We start from the raw sequence: 24,957 nt of genomic DNA on the forward strand, positions 1-24,957 counted from the left end.
GATGCTGCGCGATTCGTTCGTGTTAGCGTATTTTGGTGTGTTTTCCTTTGGTCTGCATGCGCGCACGTCATTTTCCGGATCTTTTTCTGTACGCAGTTCCCCGGAAAGAACTCACCACTTACCCACCGTCAGCTTCCAGAAAAATACCCACAAAATACTTTCGTCACATCACAACAGGGTTTTTGTCCCTATCTCTACTTATATCAAAATACCCCGCAAACATACTATCTATGCCGGAGTTTGGAAATCCATTTGCAGGCCAGAAGTTCGATCGCAAACTCACCGATGCAGAACTTATCCGTGCCATCCGCTTTATGATCGCAGCAGAGTATGAAGCAATCCAGCTGTATCAGCAGCTCGCCGATTCGACAGACAATAAGCTTGCTGTTGATGTACTTCTGGACATCGCCGATGAAGAGCGTGTCCATGCAGGCGAGTTCCTTCGTCTTCTGCATGAACTTGCACCCGATGAGGAGAAGTTCTACCGCGAGGGAGCAGGCGAGGTTGAGGAGGAGATTGCGAAGAGAAAGAGTGTTTAACTCTTCACTCTTTTTTCCGGTACTTTCCGCAGAGGGTGCCCGTGTCGTATCCAAGGGTTGCGTCGGTATAGTAGGCGCAGGTGTCCGAGGTCATGGTGCAGATGAACCCCTGTTTGGAGAAGAATTCGGCGTCCGGGAGCGCGGGGTCTTTTTTGAAGAATTTACAGCCGGTAACGATACGCCGGGTGGTGTCGTAGAAATGTTTTTGTTTGGGGGTGAGGTTGGCAAAATCAATCATTGTTGGAGGAATGTTTGCCGGTTATCGGGATAAATCCGGTGTTCGGGTACTTTTGTTCTGGAAAAAAGATCGGGGGGTTAGTCCCGGTGTTCACCCGCAGTGCTGTGATGGGTGCGGTCAAGCCATCTGTCCGCCCATGCATAGAGGGGCGGGGCGAGTACGAGTGCAGCGAAGGCAACTCCCTGTGCGGCAAGGCCGATGATGAGGATGGTGGTGAGGGTGTCCATGGTGATGTTTTTCCTTTTGTGATGTTTTTGCTGGGTGGCTGGTTGAGTGGCGGATGGGCAGGATGAGGAGAGACACCACAGAGGTACACCGGTGCATCGCTACGCGAAGGGGTGTCTGGGACAGTTTTTTTATCGTGTCCCTGATGGTGTTTCTCTTTTTCTGGTGTGGTATTCTCTACCATTTCCGGTTCAGCCGCTGCGTCCGAGCGGGTCGGTCAGTTGAGGGCAGTAACACCGTCCGCCCAGGTTTCTACTTTGGCAAGGATGGTATCGCTCTCGTAGGAGCTGATCTTGAGATCCTTTCTGGTGAAACTGAGGTAGTAGATTTCACCGGCGGGGTCATGGATCTTGAGACGGACGTTCCAGCTGTCCTTGGCGGTGTTGCGGTTTGCGGTTGTGTCCGCGCCATAGGCCTGGGTGATCGCGGTTGTTGCGAGGAGTTCTGCGATGATATCGTCATAGGCGGTACGGGTGGGTGCGTCGATGACGATGGTACCGAGGGTTTCGCCGAGGGTGTTTACGTACTCGATGGTGGCTTTGTAGTACTCGCTGGCGGTACTGACGCCGTCGATGGTCTCGCCTGCGGTCATGTAGTCGGATGCACCGAGCGGGTTTTCCTCGGCTTTGAGCGCGGCAATTGCGGCATCGAAGGTGGCGGCAGAGGTGATCGGTGCGGTAAAGGTGCGTTTTGCACTTTTTACCACAGATGTGGGGGTGAAGTCGAGTGGCATAGTTTTGTCTCCGAGTGCAGAGTGGGAATGCTCTGCCTCTGTCTATTATATTGGTCGTATGAGCGGATCAATGTATGTTTGCGGTAGTTTTTTCGGCGGGATTCTGCGGCTGATACAGAATTTTTCACCTTTTGTGCCGGGTTTTTGATGAGGCGCGCAGGGGTTGGGATCTGAGGGAAAAAAGAAGCGGGGGATGTTTTCCGGTGTCGGCAGGCATTCTCCCAGGGATCGCGGATCTGTGAGTGTATTTTCCTTCTCCTTGAACGCTATTATCTATTCTACATGGGTTTTATGATGTTTTTTCCAGCCACGGAAGTTCCCCATTGTTGGACGTAGGAACAGATGTTTCGTTGTGTTCAATTCTGTGCGCAGTATATTTGAAAGAATGCCTTATGCCGCCGTTCAGGGTTCACCTGAGGTTTTTGCATATGAGGGGGAAGGGATGGTTCGTTTTTTCAGGAGCATTCCTGCGCCGAAGGGTGCACCAAGTGCCGGTTTCGACAGGCACCCGAGTGGTATGTGTGATGGGTTGCCGGATGCCTTATGTCGCCGGTCAGGGTTCACCTGACCTCCTAAATACGAGAGGGGCTGATTTTTCGCGTGTTATCCGAAGTTTAACCGGATGTAGCCGATTGTTTTTTGTTCTCCATTGGAGAAGGTGCCGTCTACGATGACGGTCTGCCATCCTTCAATGTTTTTTGCTATGTTTTTGCAGTACATTACTCCTGAGCCGTTAGTGGGCTGAATGTGTTGGCGGATGTGTTCGTGTCCATAGATGTAGACGTCCAGTGATGAGAGTTGGGTGCTGCGTTCGCCGCCGAGGACGGCGACGACGATGTCGTCGCCGGATATCCGGAGTACGAGATCAACGTCGCTGGTTGAGACTTCAGAGATTGCTACGTTTGTGATCAGGGAATTGCTGGCCACGATGAGGCAGCCGACGATGAGGATCAGGAGCAGTATGACCAGGAAGGCCGATGCGGGAGGGCGTGCGGTTCGGCGGTTGGCAGGCATTTTACCGTATTTTTACGCCGTCCAGGCGCTGAATCTGATCGATCTTGACTCCGACAGCGATGAACCAGGTCTCATCCACGGGTTCGACGGAGAGGATGTGCATTGCTGCTGTATTGGGGTCTTCGGTTTCTTCTGCGCTGTAGAGCAGCCCTCCGCCGCTTTTGGCGTACATGACCGACTGGCGGCCTATGGATGCGTCGTTGACGTCTACGATGGAGAAGATATTGGTTCCGGTCCTGTTTTCTCTGGAGTCGGCAAGGACGTTTCCGCGCATGTCAACCGCAGTCATGAAGGTGTACTGGCCGGGGATGGCGGTGATGAGCTGTGAGCTGCCGCTGTTGATGTCTGCGAGTACTGCATCTTTTCCTTCTTTCCATGCTTTTTCTACGACACTGCGGGTGAATTTGATCGTATCCATTGTGGTTTGGTGGTAAACGGGCCGGATTTGTGGTTCTGCGGGGGCTTCCACGCTGATAATCCATGAGTCGTCAATGGGTATGACGTAGATGAGGTAGAGAAGTCCTTGGGTGGGGATGTCTCCAAAGGAGGCGGCTTCGTATTTGTACATGACTCCGCCGCCCTGCTGGGCGAGGTAGACCATATGGCGGCTGACGGGGACGTCGTAGGCGTCCAGAAGGTCATGGTAGCTGGTGCCGCTGATTCGTATGGTGTTTTCCGAGGTGGCAAGAACATACCCGTCCATGTCAAAGGCGATGATGCTGCGGTCTCCTTCCAGTTTGAGGGTTCTGAGATAGGCGAGGGTCTGTTCTTTGGTGTGGGATGCGGCGTACTGGCGGATGTGGAGTACGTCCTGCATGAGGCCGTTTTCGTCGGGGGTAAAGACCTTGTAGGCAGGGAGCGACCAGGGTTCTACGGGACGTTCTACTATGAGTATGAGGTCGGTCCCCATGAGTTCGGTGGTTTTCCAGACAGTGAACAGGTCGCAGGGTTCGAGGTAGAGCGGTGAGTAGACGTGGTGAATGGTTGCTCCGCTTTCAAATTTGAGGGGCACGGTCTGGTTTTCGTTGTAGATTCCGTGGAGGTTCGAGCTGGCTGTGGTGAGGTTTACTCCGTTGTATTCGGTGTCGGTGCAGTAAACGATTCTTCCTTCCGGTTTCAGGATGGTGATGCTGTAGTTGGTGAGTTCGGGGATTTCTCCGGCGAACCGGTGGAAGAGTATGTCGCCGTCGGTGTAGAAGCTGAGGTATCCTGCGTAGGTTCCGCTGTCGGTGTAGGCGGGGAGGTTTATTTCCATGACGTGGCCGTATTCATGGATGTATGTGGGTTCGGTGAAGAGGACGTCTCGTCCGTTGAAGTCGATTTCCTGGTATTGGGGAAGGTATTCGTTGCGTCTTGGGATGGTGGAGGGTACGAGGATTTTGTCTCCGGTTCCGGCAGGGTTCCAGGCGATGGCGATGATCTCCGGGTTGGCTGCGTAGACGGCCAGGAGGATTTCTCTGATTTTTGTGGTGTTGTTTGTGTTCCGGATCAGGTCCTGGATTGCTGTCCGGAGTTGCTGGCTGAGAACGTTGGCTCCGGTGGTCATGACGGTTTCGTATTCGTTGAGGATACGGGTCATGTCTTCGGGCGGGTCGATGAGCGTGATCTGCGTGGGTGTCTGTTCGGGCTGAATGCAGCCGGAGCTGAGTATGAGGCAGATGGTTATGAGGACGGTACAAACTGCAACCGATAGGGAACACAAATTTCTTCGCATTGTATCGTTGGGGAGGTTGTAAGGGTGTTTTGTCCCAAAAGTGAGTTTCCCGGGGATTGTGGGACGTTGTGTTCCGTAGTTACGTAGTCTCATGACATTCCTCTTCAGATGTGGATGGAACCGCAGGCGGAAACAACCGCTTCCGCATATGTGGGGAGACCATTACATCCTAAGTTAAGAGGATTTAACCCGTGAGATTTCCCGAATACCAAATTTGCAGGATTACTTTCGTTTGCGCGGGATAAGAAACAATTTCCTTTCGTAAAAAATATCCTCGGTTTCGTTTAGTATAAAAATCTATTGAGCACAAATTAGGTTTTGCTGTGCATATAACTCCTCCTCTATGCGACACTCCCGCCGAATTCCCGAAGAATTGAGGATAGTTTAATATCGTGTGATGCGTTATATCCTATTAACTGAGGATTCATGATCCGCTCTTTTTTTCTCCGCGATCCCATCGCGCAAAAAAACTCCCCCCACACGCCGCAGACGGATCACCCCCCGCAACTACCACCTGCGTAGATTCAAATATTACCGGCAGCATACTATCTATCATCAAACGGCTGACCCCGCAGAACATCCGCGGGACGTCATTGCAGGACCCGGCATACCGCTCCGGTGGGACGCATACCCTCACAGATGCACTCGTCCCAAGTAAGTTCTCACGCTCACGAACGAACAGAGCCTCTGAGGCACGGATGCCACACCGGACTCCCGCGGACACGGCAGCCAGCAGCAGCGGCGGTGCATCCTGCACCACCGCCCGGCGCACAACAGGGAAAAAGCGCATGAACCCCTCTTCCTGAAGAGACCGGCGACATGCACCACGAAAAAAAATCAGCAAAGGAGAAAACCATTCAGAAAAAGCGAACGCTGTATCACCAAAAAAAAGGATTCACCAGAACAGATGTCTGTCCGATTTCCTCCCTTCAACAAGAGAAACAGGAACAGACACTATTCTCTACGACCGGTGATCATATCACCATATCGGAACCGTCAGTCCCGTGACGTCATACGTCATACGTCAACTACCGGCTTGCAAAAACAGACACACAAGAAAAAAGTCCGCACACTCTTTATCATCTATGAATGTGCTCCGTGATAACTCTCTTGTGTTATATGTTTGTTCTTCATTGAATAAATATATTTGTAAGCGGTAGGAGAAGGACAACCAAAAAAAAAAGAAATGCGGCGGAACCTGCCTGACCCCCGGTCTCCCTCGCATCATCTCCATACGTATTACATATGACGTATGGACCCTCTCTATCCTCATGAACAGCATCCAATCCTCCTCCCGAAAATGCCTCTACGTCACCCTCACCGACGACGAGTACCAGACCCTCGACACCCTCATCCGCCGGATGGGCTTCCCCCACAAAATCGCCTACATCACCGCAGTAGCCCGCGTCACCCTCTACGGCTGGCATACCAAGTATCACGCATCCGACGCAGACCTTGACCCCCTCACCGCAGACTGGATCGCCTGGCACAAAAACCGCGTGACCAAAGAAGACCGCCTCCGGCAGACCTACTTCGACATCCTCAGCGACCTCGCCTTCCCCGTCATCGCCGCCCGCGGCGCACAGCTCGCCTTCCATCTGTTACAAAACGAAATCGAAGCAGCCATGGCAGAACGAACCGGCCTTATCCCCTCATATGACTGCATGAAAACCTGGATACAGATCTACGAAACCATCCACGCCGAAGAACTCAGCAGACACCGTGCCGACCTCGCACGCGACACCGCCCGGAACGTCATCTAAAGAAGATTGCATATCCTCGGTAGGAGACCCCGTCCCGACCCCCGACCACCCCCCAAAAAATCACAGGACACCCCCATGACAGACCCCCTCCGCTACTACGGCTCCACCTACTGCTGCCCCGCCTGCGGCACCTCCTTCACCCTCATCCGCAAAGAAATCACCGGCTGCGGCCCTGACCCCGACCGCAGCACCCTCCGCTGCCCCGTCTGCCCCGCAGACACCGCCGTCCGCGTCAGTGACGAAGAACTCCTCCTCCTCACCGGCTACGTACAACTCCGGGGAAAAGCACGCGAACTCATCTGGCAGCGGAAAACCGAATCGCACACGAAACGAACCTGAACCATCTCGAACCCCCCCGAACGGGCAGGGAAAAAAACGCCGACAGCGCCGCAGCCCCATCTGCGGCATCTGCCAGCGTATCTCCCCTCCTGCCCCGCCCCAACCACGAAAAAAACCCACAAGGACACACAACCATGACCTACACACCCTTCGACACCCAAACCTTCCTCACAACCACCCTCCCCCGCATCCACCCGCGTCCCGCCGACGCCTACGAAGCCGCCCTCCACAGCCGCGACCTCGCCTACGTCTTCGAAGAACTCCACCTCGGATTCATCGAACAATACCACACCGACATCCGCACCATCCGCGACGAAAACTGCCAAAGCACCGCCTACCAGATCATCTGGCCCGAAAAAACCTACTACGAAGTCGACATCCAAAAACTCCGCACCGACCACCCCGACCTCCACCAAAAACTCGTCCACCTCCGCGCCACCGACGCCGAAAAAATCCTCGGCCGTGACTACCTCTACACCGCCGCAAAAGAACGCCTCGGCACCACCATCCAGACCTACGAAAAAATCACCATCACCGACCTCAAAAAACACCTCACCGCCCGCGACCTCCCCCACTACCTCACCCCCAAAACCCGTCCCCTCTCCCCCGAAATCATCCCCCGACAGGAGGCGTACTAACCCCATGTGGACCGACTACCCCGAACTCCGCAACCGCGACCACCTCAGAAACCAACTCCTCGCCGGAAAAACCATCGAACAAATCGCCCGCGAAACCGGATGCACCCGCGGAACCGTCCGGGTCGCCCTCAAAAACCACAACCTCCAGCGCCCCCTCCTCCGGCTCCCCGACCACACCCGGCAAAAACTCCGGCTCTAACCCCATCACCCTCTTTTTCCCCGCTCCTCCCTGCCTATCGGCCTCCCTCCTCAGCCGCATCACCACGGAACCACGAAAACAACACACCCACCACCGCCAGCCCCGCACAGAACACCATCGAAACCTGCAGCGCCTCCAGAAAATCCGGATACATCTCCGGCCCCAGCATATCATCCCCGCCCTCAAAAATCGTAATCGCCGACATACACACCGCCATCGAAATCGCCATACCCGCCTGCCGCATCACCGCCACAATCCCCGACGCCGCACTAAACTCACTCGCCTGCACCGACCCCATAATCGCATTCGTATTCGGAGCCACAAACAACGCCGACCCCAGACCAATACACACCTGCGCAACCATAATATACTGCAGATCCGTCTCAAGACCCAGACCCGCAAGCAAAAGAACCCCCACCATCGAAAGCAGCATACCCCCCGTAACAATATACCGCGGATCCACCCGGTCCGACACCTTCCCCGCAACCGGCGTCATAACCGCCTGAATCAACGGCTGGAAAAAAATCACCATACCCGCATGAACCGGACTCAACTGCCCGATCGACTGCAAATACAAACTCACAAAAAACACCGACCCCGCCGTACACCCGTAATTCAGCAGCGCTGCATACGCAGACCGGGCAAACCGCCGGTTCACAAAAAACAACCGCACCCGCAGCACCGGCGACAAAACCCGCAGCTCATACCACACAAACACCACCATCACCACCGCACCCGCAACCACCAACCCCGCTGAAACCAAACTCGGCAGCGTAGAAAGACCAAACATCGTACAAAACATCCCCGCCGCATAAAGAACCGTCCCGAACACATCAAACCGTCCCTCACCCGCAAACCTCACCTCATCACGGAAAAACCACCACATCAGAACCCCCGCAACAACCGCCATCGGCACCATCACCGCAAACACCGACCGCCACCCAAACACATCCGTCAGAACCCCTCCCAGAACCGGCCCAGCCGACGCTCCCACATACACCATCGCCGCATTCACCCCAAACGCCGCCCCCCGCTCCCGCGGCGGATACACCCGCGACAGAATCGCAAGACCCGTCACCATCAAAAACGACGTACCACAGGCCGCAACCACCCGGAGAACCAAAAGAACACCATACGTCGGAGCAACCACCGACAACCCGCATGCAACCCCCACAATCACCGCACCCAGCAGATACGACCGCTTATACCCCATCATATCCGACAACCGGGACGCAGGAATCAGAAAAATCGCATTCGCCAAAATAAAAATCGTCGACAACCAGCCAAGATCCCGTGCCACCACCCCGAACGCCACACCAATCTCCGGCATAGCAAGAACAATCATCGAACCAATAAGCGGACTTAACACCGCACCGATCGACGTCGCGAACAAAATCAGCCGGTTCGTCCGGACATCCGCCGCCATCGCACTCACTCAGTCCGCCCTATCCTTACAGCCCGCTCCACAGCAGTCACGAATCACACACCGCTCACACGCAGGTCTCTTTGCCGTACACACCGCTCTCCCGTGACTGATCAGCAGAAAATTAATCTCGCCCCACCACTCCCGCGGAAACAACCTCATCAAATCCTGCTCAATCTTATTCGGATCCATATTCTCCGAAAACCCGATCCGCTGCGACAAACGACCCACATGCGTATCAACCGCCACACCATCCGCAACCCCGAACGCATGATTCGTCACAATATTCGCCGTCTTCCGCCCCACACCCGGAAGCGTCACAAGCTCCGCAATCGTTTGCGGCACCTCACCCCCGAACCTCTCACACAGACACCTCGCCGTCCCGACAATATTTCGCGCCTTCGTATGATAAAACCCCGCAGGATGAATAATCCGCTCAACCTCCCGCAGATCCGCCCCCGCAAGCGCCTGCGGATCCGGATACCGCGAAAAAAGCTCATCCCGCAGACCATTGATCGTAACATCCGTAGTCTGGGCCGACAAAATCGTCATAATCAGAATCTGAAACGGATTCTCAAACTTCAGAAAATTCATATCCTCCCGTGTATGCGGATAAACACGGTTCAGCTCGGTGAGAACAGACACAGCCTCTGCAGAATTCATAAAAGAATGGGGCAGCCCAGATTCGAACTGGGGTCAAAGCGTCCCAAACGCTCTAGGATGGACCAGGCTACCCTACTGCCCCGCCTGATGCACTATATATTCGCATGACGCCCTTAAAAAAGGATAGGATAGTTCGGTGATGCGCCGTTACTCCTGAACATCCCACAGAAAACCCGGAACACCCAAAAATTTCCAACTCTGATGCAACAAAAGAATTGCTACCTCAGACACCCGTCACAAAACGCAAACAACCCCGCCGACGCCCGCTCATACCCCGCACACGCCTCCCTCGGCAGCTCACTACACCCGATCTCCTCCACCGGAATCGAAAACACCTGATCCGGATCATCCGGCAGACCCCCCACCCCCACAATCAGAAACAACGGCATCCTCTCAAAATGGGCAAACTGCTTATACGCCCGCACCTGCTCAAACGTACCGCACTCAACAACATCACAATCCCCCTTCTCCGGCGTATGAAACACCGGCTGAAACACACACACCACCGCAAACCGCTTCCCGGACACCGTATCCGTCACCAGAAAATCCGGAACAATATCGCCATCCGCATCCGGCCGCTCGATCACAAACTCATCGGGAAACATCCCAAGAACGTACTCCTCGAACGCCTTACACAGCACCTCGTGCTGCTGCTCAGCCTCAATAACATCACCGAGCTCATGGCCGAATACACTCCGAAATCCCATGCATCTAACTTGCACGGGTTCATATTTGAATATTGTGTCCTGACCCCGCACCCCACACCCCGCGCGACACACAAAAAACACCACAAACCCCGCAGCACCCAAAACCTGCCCGTTCCCGGACGAACACAGAACACCAAAGCCGGAATTTCAAATTCGACAAATGCAGAACACCACATTAACAATCACAGAACCGATCCTCAGACCACAGGGTATTTATCAAATCTACATGATAAATAATGTTAATCCTTTCCACCACCGTGGAAACGCGGTCACGCAAACCGCGAACGAATGGAGATAGAACCATGTCAACACATGCCAACACCAAAATGCTCTCCGAAGCAGACGGGTATGACCTTCTGCGGAGATTCAACGTACCGGCCCCGATCTTCGAGATCGTCACCAGTCCCGAATCCGCAGCAGCCGCGGCCGCAAAAATCGGATACCCGGTTGTCATGAAGATCGTCAGCCCCCAGATCATTCACAAAAGTGACGCGGGAGGTGTAATCGTCGGCATCAAAACCGATGAAGAAGCAAAAACCGCATACAATACCATCATCACCTCCGTAAAAGCCTACAACCCCGACGCCGAAATCAAAGGAATCATCGTCGAAGAAATGGCAAAACCCGGCCTGGAACTCATCATCGGCGGAAAAATCGACCCGGCGTTCGGCCGCGTCATCACCTTCGGCCTTGGCGGCACCCTCGTCGAATTCCATAAAGACGTCGGTATCCGCATCCTCCCCTGCACCGACGACGAAATCCACAGTCTCATCAAACAGATCAAAGGATACAAACTCATCTCCGGCTACCGCGGTGACGCACCCAAAGACGAAGAGTTCCTCTTCCGCACCTTAAAGAACGCCTGTGAATTCTTTGAAAAGAACGAAAACGTCGTAGAATTCGACATCAACCCGCTCCGTCTCTACGAAAAAGGCGGCTGCGCAGTCGACGCACGCGTCATCGTACAGGACACCCCTGTTACCCTCCCGCCGCATTACGACGCATCCAAAATCGTCCCCATCGACTACTACAAACCCCGGTCCGTCGCCGTCATCGGCGCATCCGACGACAAAACCAAAATGGGTTACGCCGTGTTCCACAACCTCCTGCAGTTCCCCGGCAAAGTCTACCCGGTCAACAACAAACGCAGCGAAATCCAGGGCGTCAAATGTTACCCCACCCTGTCCGCCATCCCCGGCCCCGTTGACATGGTGGCAATCACCGTCCCGGCCCAGCTCGTACCCGGCATCATGGAAGAATGCGGGCAGAAAGGCGTCAAAATGGCAGTCGTCATCACCGCAGGATTCAAGGAAATGGACGAAGACGGTCGTGCCCTCGAAAACCGCATGGTTGAAATCGCCAAAAGCTACGGCATCCGCATCGTCGGCCCGAACTGTCTCGGTCTCATCCTCCCGCCGTACAAACTCGACACCACCTACGTATCCACCTCCCCGCTGCCGGGCGACCTTGCCTTCATCTCCCAGTCCGGCGCAATCGTCAACGCCGTCGTTGGCATCTCACTCTCCGAAGGCTCCGAAATGGGATACTCCGAAGTCGTATCGGTCGGCAACCAGTCCGACCTCGACTTCCTCGACTACATGAGCTACGCCCAGCGCGACCCGCACACCAAAGCAATCATCCTCTACATCGAAGAGATCAAAAACGGCGTAGCCTTCATGGAAATGGCAAAAGAGATCACCAAAACCAAACCCATCGTCGCAATCAAAGCAGGATCCTCCCAGCGCGGTCAGGCCGCAGCCGCCTCCCACACCGGCTCACTCTCCGGCGCCTACGAAGTCTACATGGAAGCCTTCCGCAAATGCGGCGTAACCCCGGTTAAAACACTCCCCGGCGCATTCAAAGTCGCAAAAATCCTCTCCGACGCAAACCGCGCACCCAAAGGACGCCGCGCGGTCGTCATCACCAATGCCGGAGGATTTGCCGTCCTCTCCAACGACTACGCCGAAACATGGGGAATTGACATCATCGACCTCCCCAAAGAAATGATCGACGAGATGAACACCTTCCTCCCGCCGTTCTGGAACAAAAACAACCCGATCGACCTTCTGGGAGACGCGGACGAAGCACGGTTCCGCGGCGTCTTTGACGTACTCTGCCGTAACCAGGACCTCTGGGACATGGCAATCCTCGTCAACTTCCCCAACAAAGTATTAAGCCCCGAACAGGTAGCCCGCGTCCTGATCGACTACTCAAAGAAGACCGACAACCTGCTGGTCGGAACACTCGTCGGCGGCGACTGCATGAAACCCGGCGTATCCCTGCTTGCCCAGCACAACATCCCGGTATTTGAAGAACTGGAGTTCACCTACCGTACCCTCGGCCACTTAAGCTGGACCGCCGACCGATAACCCTGCATATTGGCAGTCCCGGGTTGAATCTTTACAAACCCGGGCCTTTCTTTTTTAGAGGTGGCAGATTTGTTATCAGGAATGTTTAAGAGGTTTGGGTATTTGACAATACACCTGTCTGAACGGGAACTCGTTCCTCACAGTACAGATGTTCCACAGTTGATCGGGTTGGTGTCGCAACAATTTAATAGGGATACCTAACCATTTTACTATATCTGCCAATCAATATAGTACTACACGGTGATGTGTATGGGATCAGGGTATGTTTATCATTGTCCGGACTGTGGAGAGGCGACCTATGTTGCTCTTGGAATTGGATCTGAATACACACCGATCAAGGTCTTTTACGGGGATGACGTAGACCCGCCGCTCCTCAAAGATTTCCTGCCGGATCTGCAGTACCGCACTGCCGCACTCCTGCTTCAGAGCGGCGGCGTTCCTGATACTACACATCCCGGCTGTTACGGTCAGAAGCTCTACTACTGCCCCCACTGCAGAATCCTGAAAGTAAAGTTCTTCTGCACCATTGTAAAAAACAAGCAGTCCTGGAACCCGGTCTACACCTGCGAACTCTGCGGACGTTCCCTGATACTTGCGCCGAATCAGGAAAACGGCGACGACCCGTCCCGGGACCAGATGGCAGGAGCCGACGGCGAAGTGCTCAGGATTCGCTGCATGAAATGCAAACGCATCTACTTTGCACCGGAAAGCGGATGCACCTCGAAAATTCTGTGGGACTAACCCGCCCCACAAATAAAAAAATTAATTTTTAAAACTGTGAATCGGCGCGGGAATCCGTCCTCCGCGGTTCACAAACTCCGCACAGGAAAAACGGTTCACCGGCTGGATTGGCGCATATCCTAAAAGACCGCCGAACTCCACCGTATCACCAAGATCTTTTCCGATCACCGGAATCAGGCGGACCGCTGTTGTCTTCTGGTTAATCATACCAATCGCCGCCTCATCCGCAATAATTCCTGCAATCGTTGTTGCAGGCGTACTTCCCGGAACCGCAATCATATCCAGACCAACCGAACACACACACGTCATCGCCTCCAGCTTTTCCAGTGTCAGCGCGCCGCGGTTCACCGCATCGATCATACCCTGATCCTCACTGACCGGAATAAACGCGCCGGACAGGCCGCCGACGAACGAACTTGCCATAACACCGCCTTTCTTCACCTGATCATTCAGCAGCGCAAGAGCCGCCGTCGTTCCGGGGGCACCCACCGACTCAAGACCCATCTCCTCCAAAATCTCGGCAACACTGTCCCCGATCGCAGGAGTCGGCGCAAGAGACAGATCCACAATACCGAACGGAACACCGAGCCGTTCGGACGCCTCCTGTGCAACCAGCTGACCGATCCGCGTCACCTTAAACGCCGTCTTCTTCACCGTCTCGCAGAGAACCTCAAAGTTCTTCCCCCGCACCGATTCAAGCGCATGCTTGACCACGCCGGGCCCGCTTACTCCGACGTTCACCACCGCGTCCGCCTCGGTTACCCCGTGGAACGCACCTGCCATGAACGGGTTATCGTCGGGCGCATTACAGAAGACCACCAGTTTCGCACAGCCGAGCGAATCATTCTCCTGCGTAGCCTTTGCCGTCTCAAGCACAATCTCGCCCATCAGCTTCACCGCATCCATGTTGATACCGGTCTTCGTGGACCCGATATTGACCGAGCTGCACACCCGTTCCGTCTGCGCAAGTGCCTGCGGAATGGAACGGATCAGATTTTCATCCGCCGGTGTCATCCCTTTCGACACAAGCGCCGAGTAGCCGCCGAGGAAGTTCACGCCGGTATCCGCCGCAGCACGATCCAGCGTTTTTGCAATCGTTACAAAATCCTCCGGTGTTTTGCATGCCTGTCCGCCGACCAGCGCGATGGGCGTAACGGAAATACGTTTGTTGACGATCGGAATGCCGAACTCAAGTTCTATTTCTTTTCCGGTAGAGACGAGATCCTTTGCAACCCGCGTGATCTTTGCGTAGATCTTTTCGTTCAGCCGGGTAAGGTCTGCATCGCAGCAGTCCAGCAGACTGATGCCGAGCGTAATGGTTCGCACGTCGAGCTTTTCCTGCTCGATCATTTTGTTCGTTTCATTGACCTCGAAAATATTGATCATGGTACCTCCTCAGATACGGTGCATCTTGGTAAAGATGTCCTCGTGCTGGCAGCGGATCTTTACTCCGATCTCCTCACCGATCCGGTCGAGGTCCTGTACCATTTCACCGAACGGTTTGGGCGATGCGGTCGCGTCTGCGATCATCATCATGTTGAAGTAGCCCTGCACAATCGTCTGGGAAATATCCTCAACGTTTACTTTGTTCTCCGCAAGGTAACTGCATACCTTTGCAATAATCCCCACAGTGTCCTTTCCTACAACGGTAATAATGGTCTTTGTCATTCTCGATGTCCTCGCCGGTTCAAATGTCGTGTATGTATTCGCGTTCCCGCATCAAATAGATTGTTGCACGTGGTTTCAGTCAGCACTCTTTTTCTCTTCAGCCTGCCAATAACAGATCTATGACACACCCCGTATCAGTACAGACCGCAGAACATCTCACTGCAGAACGGAAATACGCCGACGCCGCAGATATCTACCGGAGTCTTCTGGAAAATGCGGAGAACAAAACCGATGCGGCACTCTGGTGCGGTCTTGGCCGTGTGCTGATGCAGGACCAGCAGTTCTATGATGCAATCGATGCGTTCACCACCGCTGACGGTCTTGCACCGGAGAATCCGGAAATCATGGCAGCTCTTGGTGATGCTCTTGCAACCGTGCATGAGTATGAAGAGGCAAAACTGTGGTTTGAAAAAGCCGCATCCCTCGCAGACAATATCCGCTACCAGCTCAGAGCCGGCGACATGCTCGCGTACCTCGGGAAATACGATGAAGCTCTGGTATATTATACGCTTCTTTCCTCGAAGTATCCGGACAATGCCGATCTCCTGCACAATAAGGGAAAAGTGCTTCATCATCTCGGCCGGACAACCGATGCGATGAACACGATTTTAGCGGAGATACAGCTTCGCAAAGATATGGTGGAACAGTCGCCCGATGCCCGCTCCTACGCAAAACTCGCAGCCGCCTATAAGCGCATCAGCCTGTGGCAGGAAGCAGAAGACGCGTATGCCGAAGCGGTCAAACTTGCTCCGGAAAATCCGGAGTATCATATGTTTCTTGGATCCGCCCGGGTGATGAACGGAAAAGAGACCGAAGGTGTTGCCGAGTATGAGAAAGCGGCGGAGCTCTCCAGTGAAAATTTCTCGTTTCTGTCCGAGATTGCCGAGTCGGCAACGAAGTTCAAGATGTATGAAGCTGCTGTCCGGATTTACACCCGGGCGCTTGCGGTCCGGAACATCAATGGGGATGCATGGGCCGGTATTGCATACGCTCTTCTGATGCTGGACCAGAAGACCGAAGCCAAAGCATTTTTCGAGATGGCCAAGGCAACGGGGTCGATGCGGGAGATTCCGTGGGCCGACAAGCTGCATAAGAGTTACAAGACCGAGGCACTGGATCGGGCATTTCCGTAAATGTATCGTACCGTTACTGACTCCTCTCATCTGAAGAAGCTGCTTGCGGTGATAGCTCTGGCGATCTTTATCGATTCGCTGGATGGTTCGATTGTGAATATTGCCCTGCCGACGATCGCGGAAGGATTTTCCGTGGATATGTCAACGGCGGCATGGGTGATCATGGCCTATTTTTTGTTTCTGGTGGGTCTGATTCCGCTGTTCGGCAAGATTGCGGATCACGGACGGTTACAGGAGGTTTTCTGCTGCGGGTTTGTGGTGTTTACGGCCGGGTCGGTTGCCTGCGGTCTTGCGCCGGATCTTCTGATGCTGGTACTTTCCCGGGCGGTCCAGGGCGTGGGAGCGTCGATGATTGCGGTTGTGGCACCGCTGCTGGTGGTGCGGCTGATGCCTCCGCGTCACTGGGGGATGGGTATGGGGATGGCGGCTACGGCGGGAGCGGTTGCGCTGGTGTTCGGGCCGGTTCTCGGCGGGATTCTGACGGAGTATCTGTCGTGGCACTGGTGTTTTTTTATCAATGTCCCGGTGGGGATTGCGGCGGTTGTTCTTGGTCTGCGGATTATTCCCAAAGCCGAGCGCCAGCCCAAAGTCCGGTTTGATCTGGCGGGGGCGGTGCTGATCTTTACGGCGATGGCGTCGCTGATCTATCTTTTGGAACGGGGGATTCCGCTCGGATGGACGAGTCCGCAGGTGGTTTTCTGCGGCGTTGTGTTTGCCGTGTCTGTTGTGATCTTTCTTCTCCGGGAGCTTCGCGTGGCGGATCCGATTCTGCGGGTACGGGTGTTTCGGTCGATTCCGTTTACGTTTGTGGTTTCGTCGTACTTTTTGATCAGTGTGGTGTATGCGGGATTTTTGTATATTGTTCCGTTTTATCTGTCGATTGTGCTGGGGATGTCGCCTGCGGTGTCGGGTCTGATTCTTCTGATCAGTTCGGTTATTACGGCGGTGATGGGGCTGCCGTCCGGTGCGTTGTCGGACCGGATCGGGGCACGCTGGCTGGTGACGGCGGCAGGGGTTGTGCGGGTGCTGTTCTGTCTGGTGATGGCGGTGATGGTGCCGGAGTCCGGTCTGTTCTGGATTCTTCTTCTGATGGTTCTGTCGGGTCTGACGTTTGGTATTTCGGGCGGCCCGTCCAGTGCCCGGATTATTGAGCATGCGCCGGAGGGGGAAGGGGGAACCGGGTCGGTGATGATGATGCTGTCGCAGTACAGCGGGATGGTGGTGGGTGTTGCGCTGTATGCGCTGGTGTTTAATCTGACGGTTCCGGGTGCTGCGGGTGTTGCGGTGGGTCTGTTGCAGATGGAGCAGTTTCTGCCGGGCTTTCATATGACCGGTGTGTTCGGGGCGGCCGCGTCAGCGGTTGTGGTGGTGCTGTCGGTGGTGGTGAAGGACAGGGTTGCGGGGAAGACGGGTTCGGTGTAGGCGGGGTGCTTTTCTGAAACCTGTTGGTGGATGAGTGGGTATGATGAGAAAGGAAACGCAAGGTTTCGCAGATGTACCTTCGGCGCTGAGTCGCAAGCCCGGAGATGATCTTCGAACCCGATACCGGCATCGATGGCAAGGCAAAGCATGCGGACTCCATTTTCATCTGTGCCGGAGAGAGGGGTCAGTTGCCTGGGTCCCGGTGTTTTTTTTTGCGTATGTCCGCGTCACCGGCGACTGGTGTAACTCCTCCAAAAACCGTATGACACCCCAATCACCACTACCTTAATACCTCCCGGCAACCACATATTACCTATCAATTTTGCAGCATGCTACTGCAAAATACATATGAAAAACCGTGGTGACCTCCCATGCAGCGGCAGATAACACAGGAACTCCTTGCCTGGAAAGACGATCCGGCACGAAAACCCCTCATTCTCAAAGGCGTCAGACAATGCGGGAAAACCTGGCTTCTCAAACAGTTCGGCAAAGAACACTTCACCGATACCGCCTACTTCAACTTCGAAGGAAACACTCCACTCCACCACGTCTTCGCCGCAGACCTCAACCCCGACCGCATCCTTATCGAACTCGGCCTGCTGCGCGGCAGCCCGATCCTCCCCGGAACAACTCTCCTCATCTTTGACGAAATCCAGTTCTGCCCTGCTGCCCTCACCTCGCTTAAATACTTCACAGAAAACCTCCCCGCCCAGCACATCGCAGGTGCCGGTTCACTGCTCGGCATTGCCCTTGCAGGGCCGCTCTCCTTTCCTGTGGGAAAAGTCAGGCTCCTTACCCTTTACCCCATGAACTTCCCCGAATTTCTGAAAGCAAACGGAAAAGATCTGCTTCTCTCGCATCTCAACACTCTCCCGATCTCAGGCACTGTCCCGCAGAGTATCCTTCCCGAACTGAGAGCGCTCTACCGCGACTATCTTATCACCGGCGGAATGCCGGAAGCGGTTCTGAGCTGGACAACAACACATGATATATCCCGCGTTGAAGATGTTCACCGCCAGATCCTGCAAAGTTATGCCCTGGACTTTGCCAAACATGCCCCGCTCAAAGACCTCCCGAAACTCAATCTCATCTGGGATGCAATTCCTCAGCAGCTTGCAAAAGACAACGGGAAATTTGTCTTCAGCCACGTGAAATCCGGTGCACGGGCAAAAGACCTTGAGGATGCAGTACAGTGGCTGATTGATGCCGGACTTGTGTACAAAGTGGAAAAAGTTGAACGGCCCGGCATTCCGCTCTCGGCGTATGCAGATGCGACCTATTTCAAACTCTATCTTGCCGATGTCGGCCTGCTTCGTACGCTCGCCGGGTTTCCGGCAGAAGCTTTGCTTGCCGGAAACCCGCTGACCTCCCATCTGCGGGGCGCACTCACCGAAAATTATGTACTTACCGAACTTATTCCGCAGGGTGTCCCGCGTGTATGTTTCTGGAAATCCGGTAATCGTGCTGAGGTGGATTTTGTCGTGCAGGAGGGAGCAAACGTTGTGCCGGTCGAAGTAAAGGCCGCGGAAAATACGCGGTCCAAGAGTCTTGCCCGGTATCGGGAGTTATATGCGCCGGAAATTTCCGTGAGGATGAGTCTGGCGGAGATGCAGCTCCGGCGGGATGAATCCGGGGCACTTTTTGACCTGCCGCTCATGCTTGTGTGGCGGTTGCGGGATATGGCGGAGGAACTCTCCCCGTCCGCATCACCGAACTGACTCTGCTGTTTTGGATTCACCGGTGAACACAGAGGTTGTCCCTCAATTCGTGTATTGACAACCAACATCGTCATTGATCATATTTCAGCCCATGAATCGGGGTTTTATAGACATAAATCCGGGAACAAATCTGTGTTTCATCGTGAAAAAAGGACAAAACGCACCTGCCGGGATTTGAACCCGGGTCGAAAGCTCCGGAGGCTTCCAGGATATCCGCTACCCTACAAGTGCAAATGTGCCTTACTCTATTAACCCTGTCAGTATAAAAAGATAAGGAAATACTGCTAAGAAACTTTGCTCTATACCATTTTATCGTGATACACAGTACATCACCGGCCAAATCAGGATGCCCAATAAGACTGTAACACAAAATACCATATTCATATCCAGCCCTTCAACAAGAACACCGGTGATTAAGACACCCCCTCCGAGGATAAGAGGGATTTTTGCATATAAATCTGGCCTTCCGTTACAAAAATTCCTTCTTGAACTTGTAATTATTTTCCCGGAAAAATGTCGATCACTAAACGGGAGCAGGGGAGAGAGGCCGCTTTTCGTACAGCAATCCTCGATCAAATGGAAGATACTCCCCACATACAGTCCAATACAAAGCGGAATCAGAAGAGGCGTCCACAAGCCAATAAGCAATACAACAATATTGATCAGAAGTGAGAGCATGATAACGGAGATTGTAATACCTAAAATCGTATGGAGACTTTTCCTGTGTCTGGAGTCATAGTGGATATGCAGTAATTTGTAAACTGATCTTGTGAGGTAAACAATCGGTTTCATCAGAAGTGCGAATGCAAGCACTATTTCGCTCATATAATACATTTTACTGTCAGATGCATCGGCATCCGGCAGTAAAGATCCGATAATGACACCAATGAGGAAAAGAACTGAAATAACTGGCTGGGATATAAGAATTGGAGAAATAATAAGGAACGCAACCCCAAGACTAATCCCAATATGATCGTCCCCACGCATGATGTAATCAATTACATTTTGAATACATTAAGGTAACGACATGATTTGTCATGCCTTGATTCTGGCAGTACAAATCAGGAGATTCACATTTATTTTTGCAGCTGGTACTGATACCAGATCCGGCACGCGCCCTCATGGCTCACCATACAGGGTCCGATCGGCACCCGCGGCGTACACGCTTTCCCGTACAGCTTGCAGTCGGACGGATCCGCAAGTCCCCGCAGCACCCGGTCACAGATACACCCTGAGTTCTTCGTCACCTTCGCATACACCAGATCAAACTTCTTCTGTGCATCAAACGCCGCAAACTCCGGCCTGAGCGCAAGACCCGAATCCGGAATCACCGGAAAACCGCGCCATTCCACATCCGTCGGCGTAAAAACCTCCTGCATCAGCTTCTGCGCCTTCACATTTCCCTCGCGGGTCACCACCCGCGGATACGCATTCTCCACCTTCGCCTCGCCGTTCTCCACCTGCCGGGCAATCATCAGCAGGGAAAGCAGAATATCCTCCGGCTCAAACCCTGCCACCACCTGCGGCACGGGAAACGCCTCATACTCATGATACCCCATCACCGCACACACATGGCCCGGCAGAATAAACCCGTCCAGTGACGCCTCGCCCTGAGCCATCAGCCACTTCATCACCGGCGGCACCAGCCGGTGCGACACAAGAATACTGAAATTCTCCGGCGGATTCGTCAGAAGCGTGGCCGCGACGGTCGGCACAGTCGTCTCAAACCCGACCGAGATGAACACCACTTCCTTCTCCGGATTCTGGCGGGCAATCTCCACCGCCTTTGCTGCTCCCTGCACAATCCGGACATCCCCGTTCACGTGCTCCAGCGATGTCTTCGTCCCCGGAACACGGAGCAGGTCTCCGTAGGTCGCCACAATACAGCCGCGTTCCGCAAGTTCACAGGCCGCATCAATCTCGCCCTGCGGCGTGATGCAGACCGGGCATCCCGGGCCCATCACAATCTTCAGCTGCGGCGGCAGAACCGACCGGATACCGTACTTTGCAATCGCTGCCTCGTGTGTACCGCACACATGCATAATCCGGATATCCCGATCAACCACCTCGGCAAGCGTCTTTGCCATATCAGTTCCGATGGTCATACTTCTGTTAATATTGTGCCTGCAAGCACAAATACCCATTGACACGGTGCGAAGATATAGATTACCCGGAAACGAACGTACTATCTATGCTTGACCTGGAAGAACTCTTCGTCGGCGGAGGGATACTGCTTATCGGCATCAGTGCCGCGATTGGTGCAGTACTTCTTACCCATTTTCTGATGCGTTATCTCCATCGCGGAGCAGCACGGTTCTTTGTCAATGCGTTCGGGTACCCGATCGCAGGATACATTCTTGCGACCACGACGTATGTCGCATTCGATACCTACCTGCACGATCTGCTGGTCATCAATACAAAATATTACTCTGCACTGCTCGTCTTTCTCGGTGTCTGGACGGTGTACCGTATCGGTATGAGTGCGGTTGAGTACTTCTTTCCGGCGGATCATCATGAACCGAATCGTGCCGGCCCGGTTCTGAAGTTCGCGCTGCGGGTCGTTATCTGGGGGCTCGGTCTGATGATGATTCTTGATACGCTGGAGATCAACATTACGCCGCTTCTGGCAGGAGCCGGAATTGCCGGTGTTGCGGTGGCGCTTGCGGCTCAGGATGTTCTCGGCAACTTTTTCGGCGGTGCGGTTCTGTATGTGGATACGCCGTTCCGGGTCGGTGACTGGGTACAGGTAAGCGGGCAGTTCGGGGAGGTGCTGCAGATAGGGCCCCGCAGTACCCGCATTAAGACACTGGATTCCCAGCTGATGACGATTCCGAACTCGAAAATCGCAGGGGACGCTGTGATCAACTTCTCCGCGCCGGAAGAGTATATGCTGATCCGCCTGAAAATCGGGGTGGCCTACGGTTCGGATGTGGAACTGGTGAAAAAGACGATGAAAGAGGCGGTGGATACGGTGTTTGCCAAAACACCGTATCTTTCTCACGACGAGCCGGTAGAGACGAACTTTTTGTCGTTTGGTGATTCGAGTCTGAACTTTGAGCTGGTGATCTGTGCGGCAAAGCCGCTGTATTACTATGCGGCTCTTGATGCGGTGAACTGTGAGGTTGACCGGTTGTTCCGCGAGCGGAACATTTCGATTCCTTTCCCGCAGCGGGAAGTGCGGATTCTCAATATGCCGGAGAAAGGTCTCTGACCCTTTTTCTGGTAACTACCGGAATTTTGGTAGTTTAGGATAGCTATATGACGGATTGAGGGTAATTATTCATCTGATACAGATATGAAAAAAAGTACAGTTGCAGTTCTTGTGCTGTTTGCGGTGTTCGCCCTTCTGGTTCTTCCCGCCGCAGCAGAGAACTCCCAGACCGACCGGGTGATTCTTACGTCCGGGTATGGTGAGTCGGTGACGACTCCGGATAAAGTTACGATCAGTTTTGCGGTTGAGACAACCGATCCGGATGCAAAGATCGCACAGCAGCAGAACGCTGATCGGATGGCGGCAGTTGTTGCGGCGCTGAAAGGTGCCGGTATTGCGGAAAATAATCTGAAGACGACCGGATACAATATTTATTCGTACACCATTGGTGAGTACAATCCGGGTAAGTGGCCGAACGGGACTGAGGTCTATCAGGTCCGCAATACGGTTCAGATAACGTCGTATGATGTGTCGAAGGCCGGCGAGTATATTGATGCTGCGGTCGGTGCAGGTGCCAACAGTGTGAGCAGTCTGCAGTTTGGTCTGTCCGATGCAAAGCAGGCACAGGAGCGGAACAAGGCTCTTGTTGCGGCAGTTACCGCTGCACGGAATGATGCAAACGCCGTTGCTTCGGCTCTCGGGGTGAAGATTGTTTCAACCGGTACGATTTCGGTGGATCAGAGCAGATATTCCGTGTCCTACAACTCGCTTGACCGGGCGATGCTTAAGGCGGAGAGTGGAACAGGAGCTGCGGTTCCTACGACGATCCAGTCCGGTGAGGTGGAGACTACGGCAACCGTTTCGGTTGTATATACTTACTAACTTTTTTTATCTGATCCGTTCCGGACCGGTGTGAATTTTTTTGTGCGGGATGTCTGCGAGGGTGAGACTGCCGGTTTTGGCAAGTTCTACGGCCAGTGCGGTTGGCGGCTGGTATGCGGCAAGGATGGAGAAGCCTGCGTTGAGGGTTTTTCGTATAGTGTCGCCGGTTGGTTTGCCGGAGATGACGAGGGCGGCTGAGGCGGGCTGGTGGCCTGCGTGCAGGAGGAGACCGCATGCTTTGTCGAGTGCGACCGGCTGGCTGAGGTCGCACGCGGTGAAGGCGGTGCCGTCCGGCAGGACGGCTGCGGCACAGAATCCTCCGGCGGCGAGAATGTTTTCCGGGAATGGTGTGGCAAGGGTGTCGGCCGGGATGGTGATACCGCCGGAGATGACGGGCAGTCGTGCGGGGTCGAGGTAGGATGCGGTGCCGCCGCAGCCGGAGATGACGGCACGTTTGGGGAGGAGAACTTTGAAGGGGTTTCTGGTGAGGACGCCGATGGTTGCCCCGTCAATCATGATCGATTCGATTTCGTCAGCGGGGATGATTGCTTCGGTTGCAAGATAGCCGCGGGCGAACTCGTCCGGAAGGTCGGGGAGCATGAGTACGGAGAGGAGGTTTCTGCCGTTGACGGTCAGGGCGAATGCCTGTTCGTTGAAGAGGCCGTTTGAGAAGGTGTTCATGCGTTGTGTCCGTCGCAGGTTTCACTGCCGCGAAGGTGGCGGCAGATGATGCAGAACTCTTCGCCGAGTTTGTCTTCGGTGATTGTTCCGCTGTTGATGTCTTCGGCAAGTCTGCCGATGAGTTCTTTGATGTCGTCGTCGAAGATGATGCGGTATCCCCGTTTGCCGGAGAGATACTGGGATACGGCGGAGGGGGCTACTGACAGGGCTTTGGCGACTTTGATCTGGGATACGCCGCGGCTGACCAGTTCGGCGGCAAGGGCTGCCTGCATGGCAGGGATGATGTCCCAGACGATTTCCTGACAGGGTACTTTTACCATTGTTTAGTAATTCTCGCTGTGAATACTATTAAAGATGTGTTTCTCATTCCGTCCGTATTTTTTCTGCGGTGCGGGGGTATGCTGGAGATTTCCGGGCTGCGGGTGTGCCGGAGAAAGGTCTTGGTTACCGGCAAAATTATATGCAGTCGGCACCTACCACGAGAGTATCATGCGAAAACGTTCTGCGGATCTGGCGGTTCCGATCAAAATTACTTCGGTTGCGGCAGGTTCGGTGCTCGGGGGGTTTGCCGGGAAGCAGATCGGCGGTGTTGCCGGACGGGTGATTCCGGTTATCGGCACAACGATCGGGAAGACGACCGGTAAGTACATCGGGACGACGCTCGGCGGGCTTGCGGGAGAGATTGCCGGAGATAAGATTGCGGAGGTTATTGTGCCCGCGGTGCTGGATGCGGCAGAGCCGGGTTATATCCGGGTGGATGTGCGGGAGGATCACCGCCCGCCGAAGTTTTTCGAGCGGATGATGGAGCGGTGAGGACAATTCTGCTTGCGGACTGTTCCGAAAAATCCGTTCTGAATACAACTTTTCTTTTGCAATTTTTCTGCTGCTTCGTATTTTCTGTGCTGATGTCGGGTCTGGTTGTCCGGTTCACAAATTAAATTGTATTTTATTTAATGAAAATAATATAGTTTATATTCTATCCCTCCCGATTACTATC

Annotated in this window: 27 protein-coding genes and 2 tRNA genes; 13 read left to right on the forward strand and 16 right to left on the reverse strand. The window is 54.1% G+C overall.

The window, feature by feature from the left end:
- The first annotated feature begins 230 nt into the window (after positions 1-230).
- Positions 231-539 carry a ferritin family protein gene (locus tag O0S09_RS07645; protein WP_268923377.1) on the forward strand — a complete coding sequence of 103 codons (309 nt, stop codon included), beginning with the start codon at positions 231-233 and terminating at the stop codon, positions 537-539.
- 4 nt (positions 540-543) lie between these two features.
- Here O0S09_RS07645 and O0S09_RS07650 read toward each other — a convergent pair whose 3' ends face one another.
- From O0S09_RS07650 to O0S09_RS07670, 5 genes are all read right to left on the reverse strand, one after another.
- Positions 544-777, reverse strand: a complete 234-nt coding sequence (locus tag O0S09_RS07650; protein ID WP_268923378.1) for a hypothetical protein — start codon at positions 775-777, stop codon at positions 544-546.
- Between the two features lie 77 nt (positions 778-854).
- On the reverse strand, positions 855-1,004 hold the full coding sequence (locus tag O0S09_RS07655; RefSeq protein ID WP_268923379.1) for a hypothetical protein: 150 nt from the start codon (positions 1,002-1,004) through the stop codon (positions 855-857).
- Positions 1,005-1,219: 215 nt separating this feature from the next.
- Positions 1,220-1,735 carry a hypothetical protein gene (locus O0S09_RS07660; protein WP_268923380.1) on the reverse strand — a complete coding sequence of 172 codons (516 nt, stop codon included), beginning with the start codon at positions 1,733-1,735 and terminating at the stop codon, positions 1,220-1,222.
- A 603-nt stretch (positions 1,736-2,338) separates the two neighbouring features.
- Positions 2,339-2,749 carry a hypothetical protein gene (locus O0S09_RS07665; RefSeq protein WP_268923381.1) on the reverse strand — a complete coding sequence of 137 codons (411 nt, stop codon included), beginning with the start codon at positions 2,747-2,749 and terminating at the stop codon, positions 2,339-2,341.
- Position 2,750: 1 nt separating this feature from the next.
- Positions 2,751-4,463 carry a hypothetical protein gene (locus O0S09_RS07670; RefSeq protein ID WP_268923382.1) on the reverse strand — a complete coding sequence of 571 codons (1,713 nt, stop codon included), beginning with the start codon at positions 4,461-4,463 and terminating at the stop codon, positions 2,751-2,753.
- 1,271 nt (positions 4,464-5,734) lie between these two features.
- On the opposite strand from O0S09_RS07670, the gene O0S09_RS07675 reads away from it, so the two are divergent.
- The 4 genes from O0S09_RS07675 to O0S09_RS07690 all read left to right on the forward strand — a co-directional run bounded on the left by O0S09_RS07675 (position 5,735) and on the right by O0S09_RS07690 (position 7,402).
- Positions 5,735-6,226 (forward strand): hypothetical protein, encoded by a 492-nt coding sequence (locus O0S09_RS07675; protein WP_268923383.1) that lies wholly within the window; start codon positions 5,735-5,737, stop codon positions 6,224-6,226.
- 75 nt (positions 6,227-6,301) lie between these two features.
- The gene (locus O0S09_RS07680) at positions 6,302-6,565 is read left to right on the forward strand and encodes a hypothetical protein (protein WP_268923384.1); all 264 of its coding nucleotides are present in this window, start codon (positions 6,302-6,304) and stop codon (positions 6,563-6,565) included.
- Positions 6,566-6,699: 134 nt separating this feature from the next.
- Positions 6,700-7,203 (forward strand): hypothetical protein, encoded by a 504-nt coding sequence (locus O0S09_RS07685; protein ID WP_268923385.1) that lies wholly within the window; start codon positions 6,700-6,702, stop codon positions 7,201-7,203.
- A 4-nt stretch (positions 7,204-7,207) separates the two neighbouring features.
- Positions 7,208-7,402 carry a hypothetical protein gene (locus O0S09_RS07690; protein ID WP_268923386.1) on the forward strand — a complete coding sequence of 65 codons (195 nt, stop codon included), beginning with the start codon at positions 7,208-7,210 and terminating at the stop codon, positions 7,400-7,402.
- Between the two features lie 34 nt (positions 7,403-7,436).
- Here the strand turns inward: O0S09_RS07690 and O0S09_RS07695 are convergent, their stop codons facing one another.
- From O0S09_RS07695 to O0S09_RS07710, 4 genes are all read right to left on the reverse strand, one after another.
- Positions 7,437-8,828 carry an MFS transporter gene (locus O0S09_RS07695; RefSeq protein WP_268923387.1) on the reverse strand — a complete coding sequence of 464 codons (1,392 nt, stop codon included), beginning with the start codon at positions 8,826-8,828 and terminating at the stop codon, positions 7,437-7,439.
- Between the two features lie 9 nt (positions 8,829-8,837).
- On the reverse strand, positions 8,838-9,488 hold the full coding sequence (gene nth / locus O0S09_RS07700; protein WP_268923388.1) for an endonuclease III: 651 nt from the start codon (positions 9,486-9,488) through the stop codon (positions 8,838-8,840).
- A gap of 7 nt (positions 9,489-9,495) precedes the next feature.
- Positions 9,496-9,570 (reverse strand) — tRNA-Pro (locus O0S09_RS07705).
- A 136-nt stretch (positions 9,571-9,706) separates the two neighbouring features.
- Positions 9,707-10,195, reverse strand: coding sequence for a hypothetical protein (locus O0S09_RS07710; RefSeq protein WP_268923389.1), 489 nt, complete (start codon positions 10,193-10,195; stop codon positions 9,707-9,709).
- 302 nt (positions 10,196-10,497) lie between these two features.
- Here O0S09_RS07710 and O0S09_RS07715 point away from each other — a divergent pair, with 302 nt between their 5' ends.
- Together O0S09_RS07715 and O0S09_RS07720 are read left to right on the forward strand one after the other, a co-directional pair.
- Positions 10,498-12,564: an acetate--CoA ligase family protein gene (locus O0S09_RS07715; protein ID WP_268923390.1), complete on the forward strand. Its 2,067-nt coding sequence runs from the start codon at positions 10,498-10,500 to the stop codon at positions 12,562-12,564.
- Between the two features lie 249 nt (positions 12,565-12,813).
- On the forward strand, positions 12,814-13,305 hold the full coding sequence (locus O0S09_RS07720; RefSeq protein WP_268923391.1) for a hypothetical protein: 492 nt from the start codon (positions 12,814-12,816) through the stop codon (positions 13,303-13,305).
- A 21-nt stretch (positions 13,306-13,326) separates the two neighbouring features.
- Here O0S09_RS07720 and O0S09_RS07725 read toward each other — a convergent pair whose 3' ends face one another.
- Together O0S09_RS07725 and O0S09_RS07730 are read right to left on the reverse strand one after the other, a co-directional pair.
- A complete protein-coding gene (locus O0S09_RS07725) occupies positions 13,327-14,691 on the reverse strand; it encodes a PFL family protein (protein WP_268923392.1) in 1,365 nt (454 codons plus the stop codon).
- A gap of 9 nt (positions 14,692-14,700) precedes the next feature.
- Positions 14,701-14,973, reverse strand: coding sequence for an ACT domain-containing protein (locus O0S09_RS07730; RefSeq protein WP_268923393.1), 273 nt, complete (start codon positions 14,971-14,973; stop codon positions 14,701-14,703).
- A 119-nt stretch (positions 14,974-15,092) separates the two neighbouring features.
- Between O0S09_RS07730 and O0S09_RS07735 the strand changes: the two genes are divergently transcribed.
- The 3 genes from O0S09_RS07735 (at position 15,093) to O0S09_RS07745 (ending at position 19,246) form a co-directional block, all read left to right on the forward strand.
- Positions 15,093-16,106, forward strand: coding sequence for a tetratricopeptide repeat protein (locus tag O0S09_RS07735; RefSeq protein WP_268923394.1), 1,014 nt, complete (start codon positions 15,093-15,095; stop codon positions 16,104-16,106).
- On the forward strand, positions 16,107-17,528 hold the full coding sequence (locus O0S09_RS07740) for a DHA2 family efflux MFS transporter permease subunit (RefSeq protein WP_268923395.1): 1,422 nt from the start codon (positions 16,107-16,109) through the stop codon (positions 17,526-17,528). It abuts the gene before it with no gap.
- 371 nt (positions 17,529-17,899) lie between these two features.
- The gene (locus O0S09_RS07745) at positions 17,900-19,246 is read left to right on the forward strand and encodes an ATP-binding protein (RefSeq protein ID WP_268923396.1); all 1,347 of its coding nucleotides are present in this window, start codon (positions 17,900-17,902) and stop codon (positions 19,244-19,246) included.
- A gap of 159 nt (positions 19,247-19,405) precedes the next feature.
- On the opposite strand, the gene O0S09_RS07750 is transcribed toward O0S09_RS07745, so the two are convergent.
- From O0S09_RS07750 to hypD, 3 genes are all read right to left on the reverse strand, one after another.
- A tRNA-Arg gene (locus tag O0S09_RS07750) sits at positions 19,406-19,477 on the reverse strand.
- Positions 19,478-19,555: 78 nt separating this feature from the next.
- Positions 19,556-20,233, reverse strand: coding sequence for a metal-dependent hydrolase (locus O0S09_RS07755; RefSeq protein WP_268923397.1), 678 nt, complete (start codon positions 20,231-20,233; stop codon positions 19,556-19,558).
- A gap of 89 nt (positions 20,234-20,322) precedes the next feature.
- The gene (gene hypD, locus O0S09_RS07760; RefSeq protein WP_268923398.1) at positions 20,323-21,351 is read right to left on the reverse strand and encodes a hydrogenase formation protein HypD; all 1,029 of its coding nucleotides are present in this window, start codon (positions 21,349-21,351) and stop codon (positions 20,323-20,325) included.
- An 86-nt stretch (positions 21,352-21,437) separates the two neighbouring features.
- Here hypD and O0S09_RS07765 point away from each other — a divergent pair, with 86 nt between their 5' ends.
- Complete coding sequence (locus tag O0S09_RS07765; protein WP_268923399.1) at positions 21,438-22,457, forward strand: mechanosensitive ion channel family protein; 1,020 nt, start codon at positions 21,438-21,440, stop codon at positions 22,455-22,457.
- An 84-nt stretch (positions 22,458-22,541) separates the two neighbouring features.
- Positions 22,542-23,279 (forward strand): SIMPL domain-containing protein, encoded by a 738-nt coding sequence (locus tag O0S09_RS07770; protein ID WP_268923400.1) that lies wholly within the window; start codon positions 22,542-22,544, stop codon positions 23,277-23,279.
- Between the two features lie 6 nt (positions 23,280-23,285).
- Here the strand turns inward: O0S09_RS07770 and O0S09_RS07775 are convergent, their stop codons facing one another.
- Together O0S09_RS07775 and O0S09_RS07780 are read right to left on the reverse strand one after the other, a co-directional pair.
- Complete coding sequence (locus O0S09_RS07775; protein WP_268923401.1) at positions 23,286-23,960, reverse strand: formate dehydrogenase accessory sulfurtransferase FdhD; 675 nt, start codon at positions 23,958-23,960, stop codon at positions 23,286-23,288.
- Entirely contained in the window at positions 23,957-24,280 is a 324-nt protein-coding gene (locus O0S09_RS07780; RefSeq protein ID WP_268923402.1) for a transcriptional regulator, read from the reverse strand. Before O0S09_RS07780 ends, O0S09_RS07775 begins: the two co-directional genes overlap by 4 nt.
- A gap of 169 nt (positions 24,281-24,449) precedes the next feature.
- Between O0S09_RS07780 and O0S09_RS07785 the strand changes: the two genes are divergently transcribed.
- Entirely contained in the window at positions 24,450-24,773 is a 324-nt protein-coding gene (locus O0S09_RS07785) for a hypothetical protein (protein WP_268923403.1), read from the forward strand.
- The last annotated feature ends 184 nt before the right edge of the window (positions 24,774-24,957 follow it).

Source organism: Methanocorpusculum vombati (assembly GCF_026891935.1).
GTDB classification, from domain to species: Archaea; Halobacteriota; Methanomicrobia; order Methanomicrobiales; family Methanocorpusculaceae; genus Methanocorpusculum; species Methanocorpusculum vombati.

Bases quoted from the DNA above. Each gene is read 5' to 3' on its own strand.
- O0S09_RS07645 (WP_268923377.1), top strand. From the start codon at position 231: ATGCCGGAGTTTGGAAATCCATTTGCAGGCCAGAAGTTCGATCGCAAA.
- O0S09_RS07650 (WP_268923378.1), bottom strand. From the start codon at position 777: ATGATTGATTTTGCCAACCTCACCCCCAAACAAAAACATTTCTACGAC.
- O0S09_RS07655 (WP_268923379.1), bottom strand. From the start codon at position 1,004: ATGGACACCCTCACCACCATCCTCATCATCGGCCTTGCCGCACAGGGA.
- O0S09_RS07660 (WP_268923380.1), bottom strand. From the start codon at position 1,735: ATGCCACTCGACTTCACCCCCACATCTGTGGTAAAAAGTGCAAAACGC.
- O0S09_RS07665 (WP_268923381.1), bottom strand. From the start codon at position 2,749: ATGCCTGCCAACCGCCGAACCGCACGCCCTCCCGCATCGGCCTTCCTG.
- O0S09_RS07670 (WP_268923382.1), bottom strand. From the start codon at position 4,463: ATGCGAAGAAATTTGTGTTCCCTATCGGTTGCAGTTTGTACCGTCCTC.
- O0S09_RS07675 (WP_268923383.1), top strand. From the start codon at position 5,735: ATGAACAGCATCCAATCCTCCTCCCGAAAATGCCTCTACGTCACCCTC.
- O0S09_RS07680 (WP_268923384.1), top strand. From the start codon at position 6,302: ATGACAGACCCCCTCCGCTACTACGGCTCCACCTACTGCTGCCCCGCC.
- O0S09_RS07685 (WP_268923385.1), top strand. From the start codon at position 6,700: ATGACCTACACACCCTTCGACACCCAAACCTTCCTCACAACCACCCTC.
- O0S09_RS07690 (WP_268923386.1), top strand. From the start codon at position 7,208: ATGTGGACCGACTACCCCGAACTCCGCAACCGCGACCACCTCAGAAAC.
- O0S09_RS07695 (WP_268923387.1), bottom strand. From the start codon at position 8,828: ATGGCGGCGGATGTCCGGACGAACCGGCTGATTTTGTTCGCGACGTCG.
- nth (WP_268923388.1), bottom strand. From the start codon at position 9,488: ATGAATTCTGCAGAGGCTGTGTCTGTTCTCACCGAGCTGAACCGTGTT.
- O0S09_RS07710 (WP_268923389.1), bottom strand. From the start codon at position 10,195: ATGGGATTTCGGAGTGTATTCGGCCATGAGCTCGGTGATGTTATTGAG.
- O0S09_RS07715 (WP_268923390.1), top strand. From the start codon at position 10,498: ATGTCAACACATGCCAACACCAAAATGCTCTCCGAAGCAGACGGGTAT.
- O0S09_RS07720 (WP_268923391.1), top strand. From the start codon at position 12,814: ATGGGATCAGGGTATGTTTATCATTGTCCGGACTGTGGAGAGGCGACC.
- O0S09_RS07725 (WP_268923392.1), bottom strand. From the start codon at position 14,691: ATGATCAATATTTTCGAGGTCAATGAAACGAACAAAATGATCGAGCAG.
- O0S09_RS07730 (WP_268923393.1), bottom strand. From the start codon at position 14,973: ATGACAAAGACCATTATTACCGTTGTAGGAAAGGACACTGTGGGGATT.
- O0S09_RS07735 (WP_268923394.1), top strand. From the start codon at position 15,093: ATGACACACCCCGTATCAGTACAGACCGCAGAACATCTCACTGCAGAA.
- O0S09_RS07740 (WP_268923395.1), top strand. From the start codon at position 16,107: ATGTATCGTACCGTTACTGACTCCTCTCATCTGAAGAAGCTGCTTGCG.
- O0S09_RS07745 (WP_268923396.1), top strand. From the start codon at position 17,900: ATGCAGCGGCAGATAACACAGGAACTCCTTGCCTGGAAAGACGATCCG.
- O0S09_RS07755 (WP_268923397.1), bottom strand. From the start codon at position 20,233: ATGCGTGGGGACGATCATATTGGGATTAGTCTTGGGGTTGCGTTCCTT.
- hypD (WP_268923398.1), bottom strand. From the start codon at position 21,351: ATGACCATCGGAACTGATATGGCAAAGACGCTTGCCGAGGTGGTTGAT.
- O0S09_RS07765 (WP_268923399.1), top strand. From the start codon at position 21,438: ATGCTTGACCTGGAAGAACTCTTCGTCGGCGGAGGGATACTGCTTATC.
- O0S09_RS07770 (WP_268923400.1), top strand. From the start codon at position 22,542: ATGAAAAAAAGTACAGTTGCAGTTCTTGTGCTGTTTGCGGTGTTCGCC.
- O0S09_RS07775 (WP_268923401.1), bottom strand. From the start codon at position 23,960: ATGAACACCTTCTCAAACGGCCTCTTCAACGAACAGGCATTCGCCCTG.
- O0S09_RS07780 (WP_268923402.1), bottom strand. From the start codon at position 24,280: ATGGTAAAAGTACCCTGTCAGGAAATCGTCTGGGACATCATCCCTGCC.
- O0S09_RS07785 (WP_268923403.1), top strand. From the start codon at position 24,450: ATGCGAAAACGTTCTGCGGATCTGGCGGTTCCGATCAAAATTACTTCG.